Source organism: Nocardioides terrigena, from assembly GCF_003047265.1.
GTDB lineage: Bacteria > Actinomycetota > Actinomycetes > Propionibacteriales > Nocardioidaceae > Nocardioides > Nocardioides terrigena.
In genome coordinates this window covers 250,319-270,376 of record NZ_PZYY01000006.1, presented here as the reverse complement: position 1 = coordinate 270,376, position 20,058 = coordinate 250,319, and the positions used below count along the sequence as shown (strand labels likewise).

19 protein-coding genes are annotated in these 20,058 nt (G+C 66.9%); 11 read left to right on the top strand and 8 right to left on the bottom strand.

Annotation, left to right across the window (positions count from 1 at the left end; genetic code table 11):
- Nucleotides 1-75 precede the first annotated feature (75 nt).
- From DAE25_RS15020 to DAE25_RS15010, 3 genes are all read right to left on the bottom strand, one after another.
- Nucleotides 76-942, bottom strand: a complete 867-nt coding sequence (locus tag DAE25_RS15020; RefSeq protein WP_107766961.1) for an SMP-30/gluconolactonase/LRE family protein — start codon at nt 940-942, stop codon at nt 76-78.
- Between the two features lie 53 nt (nt 943-995).
- Nucleotides 996-2,600 (bottom strand): long-chain fatty acid--CoA ligase, encoded by a 1,605-nt coding sequence (locus DAE25_RS15015; RefSeq protein WP_199907610.1) that lies wholly within the window; start codon nt 2,598-2,600, stop codon nt 996-998.
- 124 nt (nt 2,601-2,724) lie between these two features.
- Nucleotides 2,725-4,344 (bottom strand): flavin-containing monooxygenase, encoded by a 1,620-nt coding sequence (locus DAE25_RS15010; protein WP_107766960.1) that lies wholly within the window; start codon nt 4,342-4,344, stop codon nt 2,725-2,727.
- Nucleotides 4,345-4,620: 276 nt separating this feature from the next.
- On the opposite strand from DAE25_RS15010, the gene DAE25_RS15005 reads away from it, so the two are divergent.
- Nucleotides 4,621-5,697: an alpha/beta fold hydrolase gene (locus tag DAE25_RS15005; RefSeq protein ID WP_107766959.1), complete on the top strand. Its 1,077-nt coding sequence runs from the start codon at nt 4,621-4,623 to the stop codon at nt 5,695-5,697.
- 22 nt (nt 5,698-5,719) lie between these two features.
- Nucleotides 5,720-6,061: a hypothetical protein gene (locus DAE25_RS23195; RefSeq protein WP_159083749.1), complete on the top strand. Its 342-nt coding sequence runs from the start codon at nt 5,720-5,722 to the stop codon at nt 6,059-6,061.
- A 388-nt stretch (nt 6,062-6,449) separates the two neighbouring features.
- Here DAE25_RS23195 and DAE25_RS15000 read toward each other — a convergent pair whose 3' ends face one another.
- The gene (locus tag DAE25_RS15000) at nt 6,450-7,505 is read right to left on the bottom strand and encodes an IS110 family RNA-guided transposase (protein ID WP_199907609.1); all 1,056 of its coding nucleotides are present in this window, start codon (nt 7,503-7,505) and stop codon (nt 6,450-6,452) included.
- 203 nt (nt 7,506-7,708) lie between these two features.
- Nucleotides 7,709-8,194 carry a MarR family winged helix-turn-helix transcriptional regulator gene (locus DAE25_RS14995; protein ID WP_107766957.1) on the bottom strand — a complete coding sequence of 162 codons (486 nt, stop codon included), beginning with the start codon at nt 8,192-8,194 and terminating at the stop codon, nt 7,709-7,711.
- 196 nt (nt 8,195-8,390) lie between these two features.
- On the opposite strand from DAE25_RS14995, the gene DAE25_RS14990 reads away from it, so the two are divergent.
- On the top strand, nt 8,391-8,981 hold the full coding sequence (locus DAE25_RS14990) for a TetR/AcrR family transcriptional regulator (protein WP_199907608.1): 591 nt from the start codon (nt 8,391-8,393) through the stop codon (nt 8,979-8,981).
- Nucleotides 8,982-9,017: 36 nt separating this feature from the next.
- The gene (locus DAE25_RS14985) at nt 9,018-11,357 is read left to right on the top strand and encodes an MMPL family transporter (RefSeq protein WP_107766955.1); all 2,340 of its coding nucleotides are present in this window, start codon (nt 9,018-9,020) and stop codon (nt 11,355-11,357) included.
- Between the two features lie 129 nt (nt 11,358-11,486).
- On the opposite strand, the gene DAE25_RS14980 is transcribed toward DAE25_RS14985, so the two are convergent.
- Entirely contained in the window at nt 11,487-11,990 is a 504-nt protein-coding gene (locus DAE25_RS14980; RefSeq protein WP_199907607.1) for a GbsR/MarR family transcriptional regulator, read from the bottom strand.
- A gap of 1,027 nt (nt 11,991-13,017) precedes the next feature.
- Here DAE25_RS14980 and DAE25_RS23965 point away from each other — a divergent pair.
- The 3 genes from DAE25_RS23965 (at nt 13,018) to DAE25_RS14965 (ending at nt 16,234) form a co-directional block, all read left to right on the top strand.
- Nucleotides 13,018-13,884, top strand: coding sequence for a TetR/AcrR family transcriptional regulator (locus tag DAE25_RS23965; RefSeq protein WP_107766954.1), 867 nt, complete (start codon nt 13,018-13,020; stop codon nt 13,882-13,884).
- Nucleotides 13,885-14,051: 167 nt separating this feature from the next.
- On the top strand, nt 14,052-14,546 hold the full coding sequence (locus tag DAE25_RS14970; RefSeq protein WP_107766953.1) for a MarR family winged helix-turn-helix transcriptional regulator: 495 nt from the start codon (nt 14,052-14,054) through the stop codon (nt 14,544-14,546).
- Nucleotides 14,543-16,234 (top strand): MDR family MFS transporter, encoded by a 1,692-nt coding sequence (locus DAE25_RS14965; protein ID WP_107766952.1) that lies wholly within the window; start codon nt 14,543-14,545, stop codon nt 16,232-16,234. The genes DAE25_RS14970 and DAE25_RS14965 overlap by 4 nt, the downstream gene beginning before the upstream one ends.
- On the opposite strand, the gene DAE25_RS14960 is transcribed toward DAE25_RS14965, so the two are convergent.
- Both DAE25_RS14960 and DAE25_RS14955 read right to left on the bottom strand, forming a co-directional pair.
- Nucleotides 16,231-16,722, bottom strand: a complete 492-nt coding sequence (locus tag DAE25_RS14960; protein WP_107766951.1) for a peroxiredoxin — start codon at nt 16,720-16,722, stop codon at nt 16,231-16,233. The genes DAE25_RS14965 and DAE25_RS14960 overlap by 4 nt on opposite strands.
- Before the next feature lie 54 nt (nt 16,723-16,776).
- The gene (locus DAE25_RS14955; protein WP_267895264.1) at nt 16,777-17,184 is read right to left on the bottom strand and encodes a DoxX family protein; all 408 of its coding nucleotides are present in this window, start codon (nt 17,182-17,184) and stop codon (nt 16,777-16,779) included.
- Nucleotides 17,185-17,412: 228 nt separating this feature from the next.
- Between DAE25_RS14955 and DAE25_RS14950 the strand changes: the two genes are divergently transcribed.
- From DAE25_RS14950 to DAE25_RS14935, 4 genes are all read left to right on the top strand, one after another.
- Nucleotides 17,413-17,784: a winged helix-turn-helix transcriptional regulator gene (locus DAE25_RS14950; RefSeq protein ID WP_199907606.1), complete on the top strand. Its 372-nt coding sequence runs from the start codon at nt 17,413-17,415 to the stop codon at nt 17,782-17,784.
- Between the two features lie 318 nt (nt 17,785-18,102).
- Entirely contained in the window at nt 18,103-18,672 is a 570-nt protein-coding gene (locus tag DAE25_RS14945; protein ID WP_159083747.1) for a TetR/AcrR family transcriptional regulator, read from the top strand.
- The gene (locus DAE25_RS14940; protein ID WP_107766948.1) at nt 18,665-19,150 is read left to right on the top strand and encodes a PaaI family thioesterase; all 486 of its coding nucleotides are present in this window, start codon (nt 18,665-18,667) and stop codon (nt 19,148-19,150) included. The genes DAE25_RS14945 and DAE25_RS14940 overlap by 8 nt, the downstream gene beginning before the upstream one ends.
- Nucleotides 19,151-19,276: 126 nt before the next feature.
- Nucleotides 19,277-19,915 (top strand): maleylpyruvate isomerase family mycothiol-dependent enzyme, encoded by a 639-nt coding sequence (locus DAE25_RS14935; protein WP_107766947.1) that lies wholly within the window; start codon nt 19,277-19,279, stop codon nt 19,913-19,915.
- Nucleotides 19,916-20,058: the final 143 nt, after the last annotated feature.

Below are 20,058 nucleotides of genomic sequence, written 5' to 3'. Positions count from 1 at the left end.
GGAGATGGCCGCACTGCGGAGCCTTCTCGGGCTCCGTCGAGCGGACAGCTGTCACATAGATGGACGGCGGGTGGCTCAGTTGGCGCCGCGTCGCCCGACGCTTGCGGTGCGGACGTATCCGGCGGACTTGCCTTCCGCGAAGTCGGGCAGGGTGGTGGCGTTGGTGATCAGGTACAGCACGTCGTTGTCAGGTCCGCCGAAGGTGGCGGCGACAGCCCAGGCGTCCGGGACGAGGATCTGGTCGGTGATCTTCCCGCCCTCCTCGACCCGGTAGAAGCCGCTCTCGGGGCCTTCGGTCAACGCGTTGCCGTACCACACGCCGCCGTCGGAGTCGACGGTCATGCCGTCCGGGCTGTGGGTTTCGGGAAGTTCCGCCCAGGTCCGGTAGTTGATCAGGGTGCCGTCGGGCTGTCGATCGTAGGCGGAGATCTTGTGAGCGAAGGTCTCCGAGAGCAAGAAGGTCTTGCCGTCGGGGTGCAGTTCCGCGCCGTTGGGGAAGAGCACGTCGCCGGGCGCGGTTGAGACCTCGCCGTTGGGGGTGACGTGGATCAGGTTGGTGGGGCGCGGCTCTGCGCCGCCGGCCAGGTCGAACCCGAAGTTGCCGATGTAGGCGTGCCCGTCGACTACCCGCATGTCGTTGGCGTCACCGCCGCAGAAGGCGGCCAGGTCGGCGTGGACGGTGGTCGTGCCGTCGGCCGCGCGGCGGAGCAGCTTGTGGTCGTGCTGCGACACGATCAGCATCGAGCCGTCAGCGAGGAAGCCCAAGCCGGAGGGCGACGTGGGCACGTCTGCGATCTTCTCCCAGCTGCCGTCCTTGGCGTCCATGACGATGACCCGGGTGTTGAAGAAGTCGCTGAGGTAGAGCCTTTCGTCGTGATAGCGCGGTGACTCCAGGAATCCGTGGCCGCTGCTGAGCTCGTTGAACTTGTGGTCGGTGGGCATGTCTTTCTCCTTGATTCCGAATGTCTGGTCTGTGTTAGGGGTGGGGCTGCGGTTCACAGGAACTCGCTGCGGAGCAGCTTCTTGTCGAACTTCCCGACGCTCGTCTTGGGCAGTTCGTCGATGACTTCGAACCGGTCTGGGACCCAGAACGATGGGAATCGCTCCTTCAGATGGGCCTTGAGTTCATCGACGGAGACCTCCTCGGCCACGACGATGAAGGCGACAGGTCGTTCGATCCACTTCGGGTCCGGCGCGCTGATCACCGAGGCCTCGACGATCTTCGGGTGACCGATCAGCGCGTTCTCCAGTGCCACCGACGAGATCCATTCGCCGCCGCTCTTGATCAGGTCCTTGGCACGGTCGACGATGGTGAGGTAGCCGTCGGACGTCATCGTGGCGATGTCACCGGTGCGGAACCACCCGTCCATGAAGCTGGCGGCGGAACGAGGATCGTCGTAGTAGTCGCGGATCACCCACGGCGCGCGGACGAGGACCTCGCCCGGCGTCGTCCCGTCCCACGGCACCTCCCGCTCGTCGTCGTCGACCAGCTTCAACTCAACCAAGGGCAGTGGCTGCCCTTGCGAACCGAAGATCTCGAAGCGGGCCTCGTCATCCAGGTGCTGGTTTGCGGTGGTCAGGCCGCAGAAGGTGAGGACCGGTGAGGCCTCGGTCATCCCCCAGGCCTGGGTGACGTGAATGTCGTGGTGCTGCTTCCACCACTTCATCTCCCCGATCGGTGGCGCCTGACCGCCGAGCCACAACGTGTGCAGCGACGAGATGTCGTACTTCCCGGGATACTGCTCTAGAGCGCGGCGGACCAGCATGCCGACAGTCACCGCGCCGACCAGGACGGTCGGCTTCGCGTGGTCGATAATGGCGAGGTAGTCAGTGTCCACCGGATGATCGCCGGGCAGCACGATGGTGGCCCCCTGCAGGACACAGGCGAACGGCATGCCCCAGGAGTTCACGTGCGAGAGCGGGGTGACGAGCATGTACCGCTCGGCCTCGCTCACACCGATCGTGCCGGTAGTGCACAGCCCCAGTGCATGGAGCACGGTGCTGCGGTGGCTGTACACCACACCCTTCGGATCGCCTGTGGTGCCGGAGGTGTAGCACATCGAGGCCGCCGTGTTCTCGTCGAGGTCCGGATACTCGTACGCCTCGGGAGCTGCGGCCATCAGGTCGGCGTAGGAGTGCACCGGCACGGGTAGCGTGCCCTCTGTTGGGACTACGCCATTGAGCTGGATGATGGCCCGGACGTTTGCCAGCCGGTCCCGGAGCCGCTCGAGCAGCGGAAGCTGGTCCTTGCTCACGAGCAGGACGGTGTCCTCGGCATGCGCGATGATGTAGGCGATCTGCTCGTCGGACAGTCGGGTGTTGATGGTGTGCAGCACGGCGCCCATACAGGGCACGGCGTAGTAGGACACCAGGTGTTCGGCGGTGTTCCAAGCCAGCGTCCCCACCCGGTCGCCGCGCCTGACCCCGAGGTCGGTCAGCACATTCGACAACCTGCGGGCCCGGCGACCAAGCTCGGCGAGAGTGAACGTGTCGAAGCCGTCGTCGGTGCGGGCGATGACCTCCTTGTGCCCGTAGAGGTGTTCAGCGCGCCACAGCATTGTCTTGATCTGTAGCGGCGCATCCATCATCAGGCTCTGCACGGTGCGGCTCCTTGTGTGGATGGTCGGCAAATCCGGTGGTCGGTCCATGGCGAGGCCAAGATCCCTGGATGGTGCCCGGAGATGCGGGGTGAAGCCGCCGGTGACGGCTTCACCCGCGCGTGGATCAGGCCTTGACGAACTCCGGGTATCCGTTGGCTGCGGAGGTGTTGACCTCGTCGAGGTAGGCGGGCAGGCCGGCCGGCCACATCAGCATCTGCACCTTTTTGCCGGGGATGTTCGCGGCCATGTACCACGAGGCGGCCCGATCGAACAGCGCCAGCTCGCAGACTGCGTCGATCTTCTGCTGCCATGTCTGCTCGGCCTCGCCGGTTGGCTCGATGCGGGTCACGTCGCTCGTGAGGAGGTGGTCGACGAATCCGACGATCCAGTCGCCCTGTGCCTCGGCTGCGGTCGGACCATTGCAGAAGCCGGATGGGCTCTGGGGGCCGTAGACGAACAGCAGGTTGGGGAATCCCGCGGTCGCGGCCCCCAGTGCCGTGTGAGCACCGTCGGCCCACGAATCTGCGACCGACTGTCCTTGGCCATTGCGGATGTCGACGGCGGTGATGCCGCCAGTGACGGCGTCGAAACCGGTGGCCAGGGCGATGATGTCGAACGCGTGCTCCACCCCGTCGGAGGTCACGATGCCCTTGGCGGTGACGTGGTCGATCGGGTTCTTGCGGAGGTTGACCAAGTCGACGTTGTCCTGGTTGTAGATGTCGTAGTAGCGCTGCTCCAACGAGGGTCGCTTCACCCCGAACGGGTGCGGCGGATCAGTCGGGGCCAGGTCCTCCCACAGCTCCTTGTTGTTGATGCGCTGGCGGGTCTTGTCCCGCCAGAAGTCGTAGAAGGCGCGGTTGCTGTCTTCGTTGAAGAAGATGTCGTTGAAGTTCCCCAGCCACGGCACGAAGCCGCCGATCTCCCACATCCGCTCGAACTCGGCGTCCCGCGCCTCGGTGGTCACGTCGGGCACGCCCTTGTCGAGGAAGTCGAAATCGAACCCGGCGAAGGTGGTGTTGCGCTTCGCCATCCGATCGGCGTAGGTCGCCTTCTCCTTGGCGTTCTCCTCCTCGGAGATCTGGCGCTGACACATCGGTAGGGCGATCATCGGGGTGCGCTGGAAGACCGTGACCTGGGCGGCCACGGGGGCGGACTCCTGCGCCACCTGCACCCCGGAGGCACCGGTGCCGATCACGGCAATGCGCTTGCCGGTGAGGTCCACTCCTTCCTGCGGCCAGCGCGCGGTGTGGTGCGCGATGCCTGCGAAGGACTCCAGGCCGGGGATCTCGGGGATGTAAGGCTTCGAGCCGAAGCCCGTGCACATCAGCAGGTAGCGCGTGGAGATCTCGCGGATCTCGTCGGTCTCGGAACTCTCGGCGGTCACCATCCAGCGCCGCGAGTCCTCGTCGAATCGGGCCGCGGTGATCCGGGTGTTGTAGCTGATGTCGTTCGACAAGTTCAACTTGTTGTCAACGTGCTGGAAGTAGGCGCGGACCTCTGACCAGTCGGGGTACAGCTCCGAGAAGTTCCAGTCACGCCACAGCTCTGGATCGGAGAACTGGTACATAGGGCCCCAGGTGTCCACGCGGGCGCCGGGGTAGCAGTTCCAATACCACACGCCGCCCAGCCCTGCGGCAGACTCCACGGCGTGCACGTTGTGCCCCCGCTTGCGCAGCTCGTTCAGCTGGTACAGGCCGGCGAATCCAGCGCCGACGATCAAGACGTCACGTTCTTCGGTGCTCACGGGCGGTTCCTCTCGTTGCCGGTTCGGCTATGGCCCAAGATGATTGCTGCGTTGATCGCGGTCAGGTTGTCTCATTGGGAGACACCGCCTCGACCTGTCCACGAAGGGCGGAGCGCTCGGTAGTTTCTCGCTGGTCGCGCACCTTTCATCGTCTTGGACCTCGAGTCCTGGTTGCCGGGTTAGCTCGCCACGGCGTCTCATAGCGAGACACGTTCGGCGAAGGTGGACCGGTGCAGGCTGGTCACGAACGTCACCAAGCCCTCAAGGAGGACGACCATGTCGATCGAGAACCCCTTCTACTCCCCGGAGGCGCAAGGGCAGTACGAGATGCACTCCATCGGTCGCTTCGACTTGGAAGAAGGGGGGGTGATCCCGGAGTTGCGACTCGCGGTCGCCACACGCGGCACGCTGAACGCCGACAGGAGCAACGCGATCCTCATCCCGACGTGGTTCTCGGGCACCCACCAGACCTGGGACCAGATCTACATCGGTGAAGGGCACGCACTCGACCCCGAGAAGTACTTCATCATCGTGGTGAACCAGATCGGCAACGGCCTATCGACTTCGCCCCACAACACCGACGACCCGTCGATCGCCATGTCGAAGTTCCCGAACGTGCGTATCAGCGACGACGTGCGTGCGCAGGAGCAACTACTGCGAGAGGTGTTCGACATCGAGAAGCTGGCGCTGGTCGTCGGCGGTTCGATGGGCGCCCAGCAGACGTGGGAGTGGGCCGTGCGCTTTCCCCACAAAGTGCTCCGGGCAGCCCCCATTGCCGGCACCGCACAGAACACCCCGCACGACTTCCTGTTCACCCAAACGCTGCTCGATGCCATTACCAGCGACCCCGGTTTCGCAGCCGGCGACTACGCCACCCACCTCCAGGTGCAGGCTGGTCTGGGCCGTCACGCCGACATCTGGGCTGTCATGGGGCTCTCGACGGAATTCTGGAAGTCAGGATTCTGGAAAGACATCCCGATGCTTAACGGCGAGACGACCGATGATTTCACGACATTCCAAGCCGGTTTCATCCGCGCGCTGTTCCAGCTTATGGACCCCAACGCGCTGCTCGCCATGGGTTGGAAGTGGCAGCGTGGCGACGTCGCGCGAAACACTGGCGGTGATCTCGCAGAGGCCCTGGGCAGAATCACCGCTAAGACCCTCGTGATGCCGATCGACAACGACATGTTCTTCCCTGTCGCCGACTGCGCAGCCGAGCAACAGCTCACGCCAGGGAGCGAGCTGCGTGTGCTGCCGTCGATCGCCGGCCATCTCGGACTGTTCGGCTTCGAGCCGGCGTACGTCGAACAGGTCGACCGGAACCTCGCCGAGCTCTTGGCGACCCCTATCTGAGTCCCTGCGCCCTCCTGACCTCATGACCCCGGCGGTCGAACTTGAGGGGTGGCCCGGACACCTGACGCAACACAGCGCGAGCAACGTGACCCCGTGGACTCCTTTGGCACCTCTGCATCTGTCGACAGCTCTGACTACGCCCGACGCCCAGGATCGACACGCATGCCGACTGCGGCTCACCTGGCACGGCCAGCGCGAATTGGCCACCACTAGGGCGGACCGACGCGGCGTCGTCCGCGAGGTGCTGCAGTCCTGGTCGCCGGGCGGATCCGGCGAAATTCGCGTCCTGCTGGCCGCCTTCAACGCCGACCTCGACAACCAGCTGACCCCGAACCCGCACGAGCAAGGACAAAGCCAGCCATGAGCACGACGGCCTCGCCAGGCCCGAGCAACGCCCGCTCGTCGTCGTCGTCCGGTGCTGGAACTTCGTGCAACTGACACGTCGCTGTTGCCCAGCCGATATGTAGGCCGTTCCTGTCAATGGGCAGGGTGAGGCGCCCGTCCCGGTTGTTGGGGCGGGCGCCTCGTGCTTCGTCGTCCGTGGCTGGTGTCTGAGCGTGTCGTTCGACGCGCGGTCAGGCTGATATGCGCGGGTTGGTTACCGCAGGACGGGCTGTTCGGCTGGAGCGGATCGCGTGTCTAGTGTCGAGCGTCGCCGGCCCGTGGGGGGTCGGTTGCTCATAGCTGTTTCGCGGGTCGCTCCTCGCGCTGCTGCCACCGCGTGGTCGACGAAGCAGATCAGGGAGTGGGGTTTACTCCTCGAGCACGGCCAGTGACCAGCACCAGCCGGCCAGCTCGCGGGCGATCGCGACGTTCGCGACCGTGTGTCGCTTGTGCCTGGCCCTCATGGTGTTCCACCGGTGGTGCAGTCGCCGGTTGCCCTCGTCACCGCGGGCTCGGGCAGCGGGTCCTGCCAGCTCCCACCGGTCCCGCATGGTCTTCCCGACCCGATGGACCGGCCGGTGGTGCCAGGCCGACTCGACCAGAAGTCGACGCAGGTGCGTGTTCCCGGTCTTGGTGATCGAACCCTGCACCCGCGACACGCCCGAGGAATGCTCCGATGGGACCAGCCCGACGAAGGAGCCGATGGTCTTGCCGGTGAACCGGTCCCAGTCGCCGACCTCGACAGCCAACGCGAACCCCGTCAAGGTACCGACCCCTCGTAGGCATCCCAGGCGGTGGACCACCGGGGTGAACTCGCAGTCAGCGGCCATCTGGGCGATCGCGTCGTCGAGCCGGTCTCGTCGGGCCTTGACCGACAACACGGCGTCGTAGTCGGACTCGAAGGTCATCCTGGTTGCCGCGGACCCGAGCTCGCGCCCGGTCTGACGCAACCACTGGTCGTGGATGCCGGTCCAGGCCTGCCCGCCGGAGTACACGAACCCTTGCCGCAGCAGCAGCTTCGACAGCCTGTGCCGGGCCCTCATCAGGTCACCACGCGCGTCCTCACGCGCACGGACCAGATCCCGTGCCGACTCCTGCTCGATGGTCGGCACCGCTACCGCTGTGAACTCGTCCAGACGCAACAACCTGGCCAGGTGAACCGCATCCTTGGCGTCGGTCTTGACCCGATCACCAGTCGGCCGTTGCAACTTTGACGGCGCCACCACCTCACACCGGATCCCCGCGGCGTTCAGCGACCGCGACAGCCCGAACCCAGTCGGCCCGGCCTCATAGGCCACGGCCACCGGTCCGGACAGGTTCTGGATCCAGGATCTGACGTGTTCGTGCGAGGGAGTCAGCTTCGCTTGGACCAACTCGCCCGTCACGCCATCGATCGCCGCTGCCGCGACCGATCGTGCGTGCACGTCGAGCCCAACACTCGTACGCTCTGTAAACACCGGGGCCTCCCACAACTGTCGGATAGGCCGAGCAGGCGGCCCCTGCTCGGTAACCCACGAATCTGTGAGTGAGGCCCCGGCCCGCAACCACTCAGACCGAGCGGTCAGGCATACCGTCTAGTTCACCATGGCTGGGTGGACATCACCGACAATGAAACGGGTATCGTGACTCAGGCAAGTTCCGAGACAAGATCAATGATGTGACGCAGCAGCGGGACCGCGATCGACTGCTCCTCGGCGGTGAGGGATGTCCAGGCCACCGCCAACCGGTCGGCAACCAGGCCGCGCTTGGCGGCGAGGAGTTGCTCCCCGCGTTCGGTGAGCGTGAGTACGCGTCGGCGTCGATCGTCCGCGGCTGGGATGCGGCGCAGCAGGCCGGCCGCTTCCAGCCCGGCGGCCTGTTGGGTGACCGTGGGTTGGCTCAGCAGCGTGTATGCCGAGATGGCGGCGATGCCCTCGCGACCGCAAGCCTGCACGGCGTCCAGCAGCACCAGCTGTGGCACGGTGACGTCGTCGAAAAGCGGCTGAAGTCGGCCCCTGGTCCTTCGAGCGACTGCGAGCAGGGCCAGCACCGCATCGGCGAACTGTTGCCCGTCATCGGTCGTCGTCTGGTTCCGTGCGCGGTCGACGCCGACCGCTTCGCCATCAGCACCCATACGCGCTCCCCTAGGTCGATGCCGCTGACTGACAGGATCGGCCGTCGAAGGCGGATCGGCAGTCGCGTGTGCCGCCACGCTACCGGCCGCCGCCGGCGGCTACCGCTCAGCAAGGCGTCAGGCGAATGTCTGCGTGCTCACTGGGCAATGTTGCTCATTGGGCAGGCCCGGTCATACTGAGGGAGTGGATCGTGGGTTGCGGGACCTCAAGCGGGAGGCGACGGCACAGGCGCTGGCTGAGGCGGCCTTCGAGCTGACCCGTGAGCGCGGGTTGTTCGGGTTTGTCACTGCGGACGTCGTGGAGCGGGCGGGCTACTCCCGGCGCACCTTCGCGAACCACTTCTCCTGCAAGGAGGAGGCCGTCGCCGCGGTCGCGTTCGGGGGTGTCGACGACGCCAGCGCGATCCTCGCCGACCTGCCAGAAGACCTGCCACTGCTCGATGCCCTGTTGTCCGTCATGAGGGATCAGTTCACCGCGGACACCTTGGTGAGGATGCGCGAGCTGATGGCCATGGCACGGCAGTACCCAACCCTCGAGCCCTACGTCCTCAGCGTTCAGCAACGCATGCGTCACACCGCCCAAGAGCTCTTGGGATCCGTAGCCGGGGACCGGTACCCCGCCATCTACGTGCCGCTGCTGTTCGGCGCCGTCTACGGCGCCGTGATGGCCGCCTTGGAGGGAACTCTCGACGTGCACCTGGACGGCGAGAACGACGCCACCCCCGCATCGATGGACTACGCCTCGTTCCTCGATCTCACCTTCGACTACCTGCGCCACGGCCTCTAGCCACCGCCGCCCGCCCCTCAAGGAGACCCAGAACCCATGTCCACATTCTTGTACCGGCTCGGACGAACCGCATTCGGCCGGCCGTGGCTGTTCATTGCCGGTTGGGTGGCGGTCCTCGCCGCGGTCGTCGGTGCCGTGGCCATCAACGGGGTGAACGTCAGCTCCGAGATGAAGATCGAGGGCACCGAGGCCCAGACCGTGCTCGACCGCGTGGCCGATGAGCTTCCCGCGGCGTCGGGGGGCCAGGCCAGCGTCGTGTTCACTGTGCCGGACGGTGAGCGCCTCGACACGCCGGAGCGTCTTGCGGTGATCAGCGGCACCGTCAGCGACGTCTATGACCTCGAGAAGGTCGTGAACCCCCTGGACGCCGCTCTGGGTGCCGGGGAGCAGGGCGGACCGGGCACTGATCAGGAAGGTGCACCGGCCGATCCCTCAGCCGGGTCGGAGCAGGGGCAGGCGCCTCCCTACCAGCCGCTGGTGGTGGACGGGGCCCCGGTGCCGGGCGTGTTGGTGTCCTCGGACGGGCAGGTCGCGCTGTTCCAGTTCCAGTTCACAGTCGCCTCGACCTCGTTGACCGATGACGACGTCACCTCGGTGGTCGAGGTGGTGGAGCGTGCCGAGCAGGGAACCGGGATCACCGTGCTCCCAAGCGACTCGCTCAAGGCCATCGAGATCCCGGTCGGTATTGGTGAGGTGATCGGTCTCGCCGTCGCCGCTCTCGTGCTGGTGCTCACCCTGGGTTCGCTGATCGCGGCCGGTCTGCCCCTGATCACCGCGCTGGTCGGCGTCGGCATCGGCGTGGGCGGGGCGTACGCGCTCTCCACGGTCGTCGAGATGAACTCCGCCACCCCCGTCCTCGGCCTCATGGTCGGTCTCGCCGTCGGCATCGACTATGCGCTGTTCGTCGTCAACCGGCAGCGACGGTTGATTCTCGATCGGGGACTCAGCGCGCAGGAGGCAGCGGGCAGAGCGGTCGGCACTGCGGGCAGTGCTGTGTTCTTCGCCGGCCTGACCGTCCTCATCGCGCTGACCGCTTTGACGGTGATCGGCATCGCCATGCTGTCCACGATGGCACTCGTCGCGGCGTCCACGGTCGCCTTGGCCGTGCTCATCGCCCTGACTCTGCTGCCCGCCCTGTTGGGGCTGGTCGGGGAGCGGATCTGCTCCAACAAGGCCCGAGCCCAACGCCGCGCCAAGGTGGAGGCGGAGTCCCACAGCGTCGCCGACCACTGGGTCAAGGGCGTGATCAGGTTCAGGTGGCCCGTCATCGCCGGCGTGGTCACGATCCTGGGCGTGATGGCGATCCCCGCGGCCAGCATGAACCTGGGCATTCCAACCGGCGAGACCGCGAACCAGGACACCGCCGCACGGCAGAGTTACGAGGCCGTCTCCCAGGGCTTCGGTGAGGGATTCAACGGCCCCCTCCTGGTCACCGCAGAGCCCACCGGCTCCACAGACCGCGTCACACCCGAGCTGACCGCCAAGCTCCTCGCCGAGTTCCAGGGCCGAGACGACATCGTGCTGGCCGCCCCGGTCGGCGTCAACGAGGCCGGCGACCTGGCCGTGTTCAGCGTCATCCCCACTTCCGGCCCCAGCGACGAGGCCACCAGCGACCTCGTGAAGTCGCTGCGCGAGCCCGACAACGCCATCGCCCAGACCAATGATGTGCAGCTCGGCGTCACCGGGTTCACCGCCATCGGCATCGACATGTCCGACAAGCTCGCCGACGTCCTACCGCTCTACCTCGGCATCATCATCGTCCTTTCCGTCCTGATCCTGATGCTGGTCTTCCGCTCGATCGTCGTCCCGCTCAAGGCCACCGCCGGCTTCCTGCTCAGCATCCTGGCCACCTTCGGTGCCACCACCGCCGTCTTCCAGTGGGGCTGGCTCAGCAGCCTCTTCGGGTTCGACACCGGCGGCCCGCTGATGAGCTTCATGCCGATCATCGTGACCGGCATCCTCTACGGGCTCGCCATGGACTACGAGGTCTTCCTGGTCTCCTCCATGCGCGAGGCACACATCCACGGCCAGCCAGCCCGCCAGAGCGTCGTGCATGGCTTCGACCAGGCCAGCCGCGTCGTGGTCGCCGCCGCGATCATCATGGTCGCGGTGTTCTCCGGCTTCATCTTCAGCCACGACATCATGATCAAGCAGATCGGCTTCGCCCTCGCCGCCGGCATCCTCATCGACGCCTTCATCGTCCGGCTGACGCTCGTCCCGGCTCTCATGGCCGTCTTCGACGAGCGAGCATGGTGGCTGCCCCGCTGGCTCGACCGCCTGCTGCCCGACCTCGACATCGAGGGCGACAAGCTGCTGACCATGCTCAACCAGCAGGCCGAGGCCACCGACCGACAAAACATCGAGGTCCGCAACTGAGGAACCGTAGCGTCCAGAGACGAACGTCGGGGGCGCGTCCTGGAGGCCCCACCACACCGACCCGGACCGCCGGCAGGGCCCGAACGCGATCGACCGCCAACCTTTGGCGCCTCGATCACCGAGGATCGCTCATCCAGGATCTCGGCGGTACTCGACCCAGCGCCCGAGCATGCCCTCCGTCTCGCCGCGCAGGAACGCGATGAACTCCGTCGCCTCGGCCAATCGGTGGCCACCGCCGTTCGCGCCGAGCTCGACGGCCGCGGACTCCACCACGGACTCCCACTGCTGGAGAACCGGGATCCAGGCGGCCACGATCATGCCGCACACGTCGCCCTCACAGACCCGGTAGAACTCGGCCCTCCTCCCGGGTTCCCTCTCCTTGACCACCATCCGTGTCGCGGTGAGATACCGCACGGCCCCCGAGATTGCGGCCGGACTGACCCGGACCCCGTCCGCGAGCGCGGCGGCGGAGTAGCGGTCAGCGTCGTCGGCGAGCATGTAGGCCAACACCCTGGCGGGCATCCGTGGGATCCCGGCCTCGTTCAGGATCAGGGCAATGCGCTCGACCACGCGAAGCAGCCCCTCGCTCTCGTCCTGCCAGCGGCTCGGCATCATCTGCTCAGCATCGCTCATCGCGCCAGGCCCATCCGGCTGTCCCGGTTGGGATACCGATCGCGGCCCCCCGGGGCCTGTGCCGGGCCGCCGATATCGTCCCCGCACCCGGGAATGCCCGTGTCTGGCGCGGTCGCCGACGCCGGGCGTCCGGACGCGGCCGGAGCATGCGACCTCCACGTCACCTGAGCTGCTACGTGTCCAGCTCCCCCCACCGGACCAATCCCGCCCCCCGTGCGGTTTCCCCGGGCACTCCAGCCACCCCGAGCAGATTGGCCGCAATCCAGCGTGCTGGCGTCGGCGTCCCGCCGCAGACACGTCCGACCCGCGAGGTCCCAGCCATCGAACGGCCCGGGACTTGGGGCAGCCGTCAGAGAACCGCCTGCAAACCGCAGATCCTGGAAGCGTTCGGGCTGTCGGGGTCTGTTTCAAGGTCGGTGCCAGCCCCGGCGCCTCCAGGTCCGGGACCGGGCGGAACGGGCAGGCCCGTCGTCGAGCTGCGCTGGATCGCGTTCGCGGAGGTACTCCTCAAGGTCGCCCAGCCCGCGGGCGATGTCTCGACGCAGCCTGCGTTCGGCAAAGAACCGGAGGCGGGGCGCAGGATGGTCGCGAACCCACTCCGTATACATGAACTGCCCCATGCACCAGCATGCACCGAACGCGACGCTGCCAGCTACCAGCGTCCACCACACGACTGCCAAGACATCCCACACGGCGTTCCCCAGCTGTTGCCATGCCAGCCCGTACGGATTCCCGTATCTCACCTCACCCACCTCCAGCCGTGGCGGCCGAACCCGGGGATCGCGATCGCCCGTAGGTAGCGGTCGGCGCCAGCCTACGCCGAAATACATAGGAGGAAAAGGGTAGATGCGGAGGGTCCAGCCGCCCACGGCGCTGCGCCTCCCCTGCAAGGCATGCTGTTGGATACCGACACCGATACCGATGGCGTTGTCGCCGGGCGTTGCCGTGTCTGGCTGAGCGAGTTCGGAAGACCACCAAGAGTCGGCGCACCCAGCGGGTCGCTCCGCTTTGAGTCGTCGTTGCCCCGATGTCGGGGGGACCACGTATTCAGCCTGGTTGCCCTTTGAGCACCATCGTCCGACACTGTCAGGATGACGGCACCGGCCTCGAGGCGGTGACGCGGTCGCTGACCAGCGACGCACAGGCTGGGCTTCATGAGGAGTGCCACGCCACGGCGTGTCGCGTCCGCTCTCCGAGCCGCCAGTCCTTCAACGGCGACCTTTGGACGGAAAGGCTAGGCAGGTGGGGTATGGAGCAACCTTCTGGTGGAACGGCGGCCGTGGGAGCGGCGGCCGTGAGCCCGGTCCCAGGACGACCAGGGCGCCGGCCGGGGCACAGTTCGACACGCGAGGAGATAGCTCGGGCAGCCCGCGAGCAGTTCGCCGCTGGAGGCTACGATCGCGTCACGCTGAGGGCGGTCGCAGCACAGGCCGGCGTGGATGCCGCCCTCGTAGCGTACTTCTTCGGCTCGAAACGAGAGCTGTTCGACGAAGTCGTCAACCCTTCTTCTGATTCGTCCGCGCTCATGGCTCGGCTCCTGGACGGGGACCAGAGGCTCCTCGGCGAGCGCTTGGCAAGACTCGTGATCGAGGCACTCGATGAGACGGACCGACGAGAGCGCATCCTCGGAACCATCCGCACCGCGGCGGTCGAAGCCGACACCGCTCGCATGGTCGGCGAGAAGTTCACCACTGAGCTGCTGGAACCGGCCGTGTCCCAGCTCGGGGTCGCGCAGGCACCATTGCGCGCCGCGCTCGTGATGTCGCAGATCCTTGGCCTCGCCTTGGCTGCCCACGTCGTGGGCCTCGAGGATCTGACCTCGGCCAGCCAGGACGAGCTGGTGGCCGCGCTTGCTCCCACGTTGCAGCGCTACTTGGTCGGCGACATCTCCTGACTGGCGTCCGGCTGTCCCCAAACATCGCCCACTTGCGATCTGCGGCGGGTGGAACTGCTGAGCCGCCGCACCCGGAGCAGTAGCGCTTATCCCGGCGCCGCTCCGGCTCTGGCCACGCGAGACATCACGGGTGCGCTCGCCGTCGCCCAAGCCGTTATGGTTGGTACATGCAATCAGTTGGATCGGAGACCGACCTGACCTCGGTGGAGTCCATCGAGCAAGAACTGACTCTTTTGGTGCGTCGTGCCCAGAAGGTGCACTTGCGCGGCGGCCCGACAGAGCAGGTCGTGGAAAGGGCCGCCTACGGGATCCTCGCGTGGCTCCATGACACCGGCCCACTGCGGTCTAGTGAGCTCGCAGCGCACTTCCACCTAGACGCCTCGACGATCAGCCGACAGGTCGCGGCCCTGGAGCAGGCCGGCCTTGTCACGCGCGAACCGGACGCCGATGACCGGCGCGCTCTCCGGCTGCGGCTCACCGAGCACGGCCGAGGCGTGTTGACGACGACGCGGGCGGAACGACGCGGCGTCGTCCGGGAGCTGCTGCGGTCGTGGTCGCCCGAGGATCTGGCGCGCTTCGCGTCCCTGCTGGCGGCGTTCAACGCCGGCCTCGACGAGCATCTGACCGGGGATCCGCACACCGCGGAAGGGGGCCAGCGATGAGTACGGCATCCTCCCCCGGAGCCGGTGCCCCCGGGGCACCCGGCGAGCAGGTGATGCCGGAGCTGACGCACCGGCAGATCCTCACTGTCCTGGTCGGGCTCATGCTCGGCATGCTGGTCGCCGCCCTGTCCCAGACGATCGTGGCCACCGCGCTGCCCACCATCGTCGGCGAGCTCGGCGGTCAGGACCAGCTGGCCTGGGTCGTCTCGGCCACCCTGTTGACCTCGACCGCATCCACTCCCATCTGGGGCAAGCTGTCGGACCTGTACGGCCGCAAGATCATGTTCCAGTCCGCGATCGGGATCTTCCTGGTCTCCTCACTCGCCGCCGGGTTCGCCCAGAACATGGGGCAGCTGGTGGGGTCCCGAGCCGTCATGGGACTCGGCGTGGGCGGGCTGATGGCACTGTCCCAGGCGATCATCGGCGACGTCGTCAGTCCCCGCGAACGCGGCCGCTACCAGGGCTACATCGGCTCGGTCTTCGGCCTGGCCACCGTCGCCGGGCCCCTGCTGGGTGGCTTCCTGGTCGAGCACCTCTCGTGGCGGTGGACCTTCTGGGTCGGGATCCCCATCGGCATCGTGGCCCTGGTGGTGACCGAACGGGTGCTGAAGCTGCCGTTCCCACGCCGCCGGCACGCCATCGACTGGCTGGGGGCGTTCTTCATCGTCGCCGGGATCAGCGCGCTGCTGCTGATGCTCTCGCTCGGCGGCAAGGAGTTCGCCTGGAACTCGGCCTGGACCTACGGGTTGACCGCGGTGGCGCTGGTCATGCTGGCGCTCACGGTCTGGCAGGAGCGCCGGGCGGCCGAACCGATCATGCCGCCGCGGCTGTTCGCCAACCACACCTTCGTCATCACCAGTCTGGCCGGCTTCGTCGTCGGGGTCGCCATGTTCGGCGCCATCATCTTCTTGCCGCAGTACCTGCAGATCGTCAAGGGTGAGTCCCCCACCGCCTCCGGCCTGCTGACCCTTCCGCTGATGGTCGGCCTGCTGGCCACCTCCATCGGATCGGGGCGGCTGATCACCCGCACCGGCCGCTACAAGATCTTCCCCGTCGTCGGCCTGCTGGTCGCCGCCGTCGGCCTGACGCTGATGAGCCGACTGTCAGTGGACACCTCGCTGTGGCTGGCCGGCGTTTTCATGTTCATCACCGGCGCCGGCATCGGCATGGTGATGCAGGTCCTCGTGCTGGCGACCCAGAATGCGGTGCCCCATGCCGACCTCGGCGTCGCCACCTCCGGAGCCACCTTCTTCCGATCCCTGGGCGGCGCGATGGGAGTCGCCGTCTTCGGCGCACTCCTCACCCACCGGCTCCGCGACACCATCCCCGCGCAGCTGAAGGCGGCCGGGGTGAGCGCCGACCAGATGCCCGCCGGGTCGGCCACCCAGGGCAGCCCCGAACAGATCGCGGCGCTGCCCGAGCCCATCCATCTCGCGGTCACCACCGGGTTCGCCGAGGCGCTGCAGACCACCTTCCTCGCCGCCGTACCGTTCGCGATCCTCGGCTTCGTCATCCTGCTGTTCCTGCGCGAAACCCCGTTGCGAGAGACCCGAGGACACAGCTCCGGCGAGGATCTCGCCGCCGCGTTCGAGACCTCGGTCGACCCCGACGCACATCTCACCAACGAGGAAGACGGCCCGCGGCCCGAGAACCCCCCGCCCCCGGGGAAACCACCCCACCGTCGCTAGGCAGGCCCGGTCCCCCCGGCGTCCGCGCCCCCGTCGGCTGCGAGGATGCGCAGCGCCTCGTCCGCATGGGCCTCCATCCGCAGCTCACTACGAACCACCCCCCGCACGCGCTGGTCGGAGCCAATCACGAAGGTGCTCCGCCGCGGCGGCAACCCGGGAAGATTCCGCTGCGCACCGTAGGCGGAAGCCACGGTCCCGTCGGCGTCGGAGAGCAACCGGTACCCCAACTCATGCTCGGCGTCGAACTGACGCTGACGAGCCACGGAGTCGCGGCTGATCCCGACCCTGGTCGCACCGGCCGCCTCGAACTCCGCAGCCAGGTCACGGAAATGGCAGCTTTCCGCGGTGCAGCCTCGACTCATCGCCAACGGGTAGAAGAACAACACCACCGGCCCGGCCGCGAGCAGCCGACTCAACCGGACCGGAGTCTCATGCTGGTCGGACAGTTCGAAGTCCGGGGCAAGGTCACCGACTCGCAGCCCAGTCATCGACGACTCCCTCCGGTCCGGGCGCTTCGGTCGGGTCGTGGTGCAACGGCGGGCTCAGTCGAGGTCGAACAGCGGGCCGGTCAGGGTGAGGCCCAGGTCCGGGCCGGCCCAGCCGAACAGGACCAGCACCATCAGCGCCGCCCCGGCCAGCGCCAGGTCCTTGAGGAACTGGGTCTGTTCCATCATCCGCTGCTGAGGATCTTCGACGCCCCAGGGGCCGTGCATGATCACGGCCGTGGGAACCAGGAAGACCACCAGGAACAGGGCGCCCAGGTCGCCCCAGGCGCCCAGCAGGACCATCAGTGCGCCGGCCACGATCAGCAGCCCCGTCCCGAAGACCGCTGCCGGGGCGAGCGCCTGGGGAACCCCGCGAGAGGCGGTGTACTGAGCCATCATCTTGGTCTGGGTCAGGTGCCCGAATCCCGACATCAAGAACAACATGGCGAACAGGAGGCGCCCCACCAACACGACTACGTCCACGGTCAGCCACCAGACCTTCCACGCCGGGTGCGGAGCATGACGACGGCCGCCTGCCCCAACTCCTCCATCCTAGATCAGAGATGTACGAATAGTAAGTACTTCTCGTAAGTACTCTGGGATGTGTCCGTCGTGGCCGCGACATGACTCCAGCGAGCGTGGTTGTCCGACCGAAAGGTTCCTCGCGACGAACCGAAACGTCATGATGGACGGGTGACCGAGCAGAGCGGCACCTCCGGACAATGGCCGCCCGGCCACTGCCTCGGCCTGCAGCAAGCGCTGGAGCTTATCGGTGGCAGATGGACGGGCAGCATCCTGCTCGCAGTGCTCTCGGGATCTCGGCGGTTCAGCGACATCCGCGTCGCCGTTCCTGGCGTCTCGGATCGGCTGCTGTGCGACCGGCTGCGCCGGCTCGAGGCCGAGGGACTCCTCGAGCGTCACACCACCACGGAATCGGGCCTGGTCGGCTATGCCCCGACCGAGGCGGCGCAGGCGCTCGTGCCCGCGCTCCACGCGATCTTGGACTGGACCACGCGATGGAGGGATGACACCGGGCACCAATCCGACGCCGGCAACGACCGCTGAATCCAGCCCCACCCTAGGTGTACCTAGGGTGGGGCCGCGCCGCTCACGTCGTTAGCGACCGCTAGGGCGACTCGTCCCAGCAGAATCCGGCCCACTCCATGAGGGGTCACGCAACCCGCCCGCGCCGCAGTGGCCCGCCATCCGATGCGGATAGTCCGTAAGAACTCTCACCATGGCCTCACCTGCCTCGCGAACGCGCTATCACCGTGCAGAGCGGCGATCCATACCCGTCTTACATACATTCGCGCATGCATGTAAGGTCTCAGTGTGCCCACCCAAGCCAGGCGACAGGAGGAACGCTCCGCAGCCACTCGTCGCGTGCTGCTGGAGGCCACCGTGGCGTGCCTGGTCGAGCTGGGCTACACCGGCACCACCAGTGCCGCGGTGGCCGAGAAGGCCGGCTTGTCACGAGGCGCACAGCTGCACCACTTCGGGACCCGAGACCAGCTGGTGGTCGCGGCGGTTGAGCATCTGGCGCAGAAGCGCCTGCGGCGGGTGCGCGAGGCGTTGGCCGACCTGTCCCCGGCCACGACTCAAGGGGCGAAGCGGCCTCGGAGTCGGATCGAGCCGCAAGAGGCTGCGCTCGGGCTGCTGGCAGAGGCGCTTTCGGGCCCGCTGTACGCCGCCACCCTGGAACTGTGGGTGGCCGCCCGCTCACATCCCGATCTGCGAGCCCAGTTGATCCCAGCCGAGGAGCGCGTCAACGACGAGCTTGCGCGGATCTGTCGCACCTACCTTACCGACGACCCGGTCAAGATCCGACTCACCCTCGACCTCCTCCTCGGCAGGGGGGTCAGCGGCCTGCTCACCTCCCACCCAGGCCACCGCCAAGAACAGGTCCTCGCCGCCTGGGCCCAACTCCTGAGAGGCCGTCCATCCCATGACTGACCTGCCATCGATGCTTGCCACGTGGGCTGAGAAGTTCCGCCCGCACCGGGAAGGAGTCGACCTGCCGCCCCACCACGAGGAGTGCCTTGGCTGCGGACCCGACAACCCGCACGGCCATCACCTCCAGGTTCGCCGCCATGGCGACGGCGTCGTGGCCGACCACACCTTCGACAACCGGCATGTCGGCGCTCCCGGCATCGCCCACGGCGGCGCAGTCGCCACGGTCATCGACGACCTTTACGGATTCCTGCTCTACCTCGTCGGGACACCAGCCGTCACGCGCCAGTTGACGGTCGAGTATCGAGCTCCAGTGATGATCGGCATCTCCTACCGACTGCAGGCACAAGTGCAGCGCCACGAGGGGCGCAAGTTGTTCCTCGTCGCCAGCATCGCCGGGCCTGATGGGTCCGTAGTAGGAACATCAACGGCGGTTTTCGTCGCGGTGGGCATCGATCACTTCACCCGGGAACGGCAATGACCGCAAGTGTCGAGGGGAGGCAACCAAGCGCTCGCCCCCCTCGACAACGGGCCACGGAAGACGGCGCCTTAGGAACGTCTGGCTGGTCAGCATCCATCGACACAATGGTGAAGGGTGGGAAGTGACATGACCTGGGTCGCGAAGGAACGCCGCTCCTTCGCAGCTAGTTTCCGCGATGCAGATCCCGATGCGCCGACGCTCTGTGACGGGTGGACGACGCGACACCTACTCGCACATGTGGTCCAGCGCGAGCACGCGATCCTGCGCAACATCTGGGACCAGGTGACCACCAACTCGCCGGGCGAGGAGCGCTTCATGCGGTCGCTGGTCACCAAGGCCGGCAGCCCCCACGGATATGCCGCCCTGGTCGACACGTTGGAGGCAGGACCATCCCGACACTCGTTGATGGGTCGGTTCGATGAGACCTTGAATCTCCTCGAGTACGTCGTCCACCACGAGGACCTGCGCCGCGGATCCGGTCCGGTGCCGCGTCGCACGCTCCACGAGGAGGAGGTCCGGGAGCTCTGGCGCCGTGCAAGGCCGATCCTCACGAGGGCCTACCGGAAGGCGCCCGTCGCTGTCCGGCTCGAACCGGACGACAGCGCGCTCACCGCGATCGGTAAGCACTCGAGCGGAGTCGTCCTCTCGGGCGCGCCCCTCGAGCTCGTCCTGCACGCTTTCGGAAGGCGCCAGGCTGCGGACATCGGGATTCAGGGCTCAGCCGACGCAACGCGCTCCTTCGCCGAGTGGTCAGCGCAAAAGTGAGGTCCAGACGATGACGCGCGACCGCAGTGACGCCGTGGTCATACCGAATGGTCCTTGGGGGTAGCGAACTAGGCCGGAGAAGGGCCTGGATCTGCCAGAGCGCGGTCTTCCGTACTTCCATCACTTCGCGAACTGGCGAAACG

What these genes read in the sequence shown, in the direction of transcription:
- DAE25_RS15020 (WP_107766961.1), bottom strand. Translation starts at nt 942, where the DNA reads ATGCCCACCGACCACAAGTTCAACGAGCTCAGCAGCGGCCACGGATTC.
- DAE25_RS15005 (WP_107766959.1), top strand. Translation starts at nt 4,621, where the DNA reads ATGTCGATCGAGAACCCCTTCTACTCCCCGGAGGCGCAAGGGCAGTAC.
- DAE25_RS23195 (WP_159083749.1), top strand. Translation starts at nt 5,720, where the DNA reads ATGACCCCGGCGGTCGAACTTGAGGGGTGGCCCGGACACCTGACGCAA.
- DAE25_RS14995 (WP_107766957.1), bottom strand. Translation starts at nt 8,194, where the DNA reads ATGGGTGCTGATGGCGAAGCGGTCGGCGTCGACCGCGCACGGAACCAG.
- DAE25_RS14985 (WP_107766955.1), top strand. Translation starts at nt 9,018, where the DNA reads ATGTCCACATTCTTGTACCGGCTCGGACGAACCGCATTCGGCCGGCCG.
- DAE25_RS14980 (WP_199907607.1), bottom strand. Translation starts at nt 11,990, where the DNA reads ATGAGCGATGCTGAGCAGATGATGCCGAGCCGCTGGCAGGACGAGAGC.
- DAE25_RS23965 (WP_107766954.1), top strand. Translation starts at nt 13,018, where the DNA reads ATGTCGGGGGGACCACGTATTCAGCCTGGTTGCCCTTTGAGCACCATC.
- DAE25_RS14970 (WP_107766953.1), top strand. Translation starts at nt 14,052, where the DNA reads ATGCAATCAGTTGGATCGGAGACCGACCTGACCTCGGTGGAGTCCATC.
- DAE25_RS14965 (WP_107766952.1), top strand. Translation starts at nt 14,543, where the DNA reads ATGAGTACGGCATCCTCCCCCGGAGCCGGTGCCCCCGGGGCACCCGGC.
- DAE25_RS14960 (WP_107766951.1), bottom strand. Translation starts at nt 16,722, where the DNA reads ATGACTGGGCTGCGAGTCGGTGACCTTGCCCCGGACTTCGAACTGTCC.
- DAE25_RS14940 (WP_107766948.1), top strand. Translation starts at nt 18,665, where the DNA reads ATGACTGACCTGCCATCGATGCTTGCCACGTGGGCTGAGAAGTTCCGC.
- DAE25_RS14935 (WP_107766947.1), top strand. Translation starts at nt 19,277, where the DNA reads ATGACCTGGGTCGCGAAGGAACGCCGCTCCTTCGCAGCTAGTTTCCGC.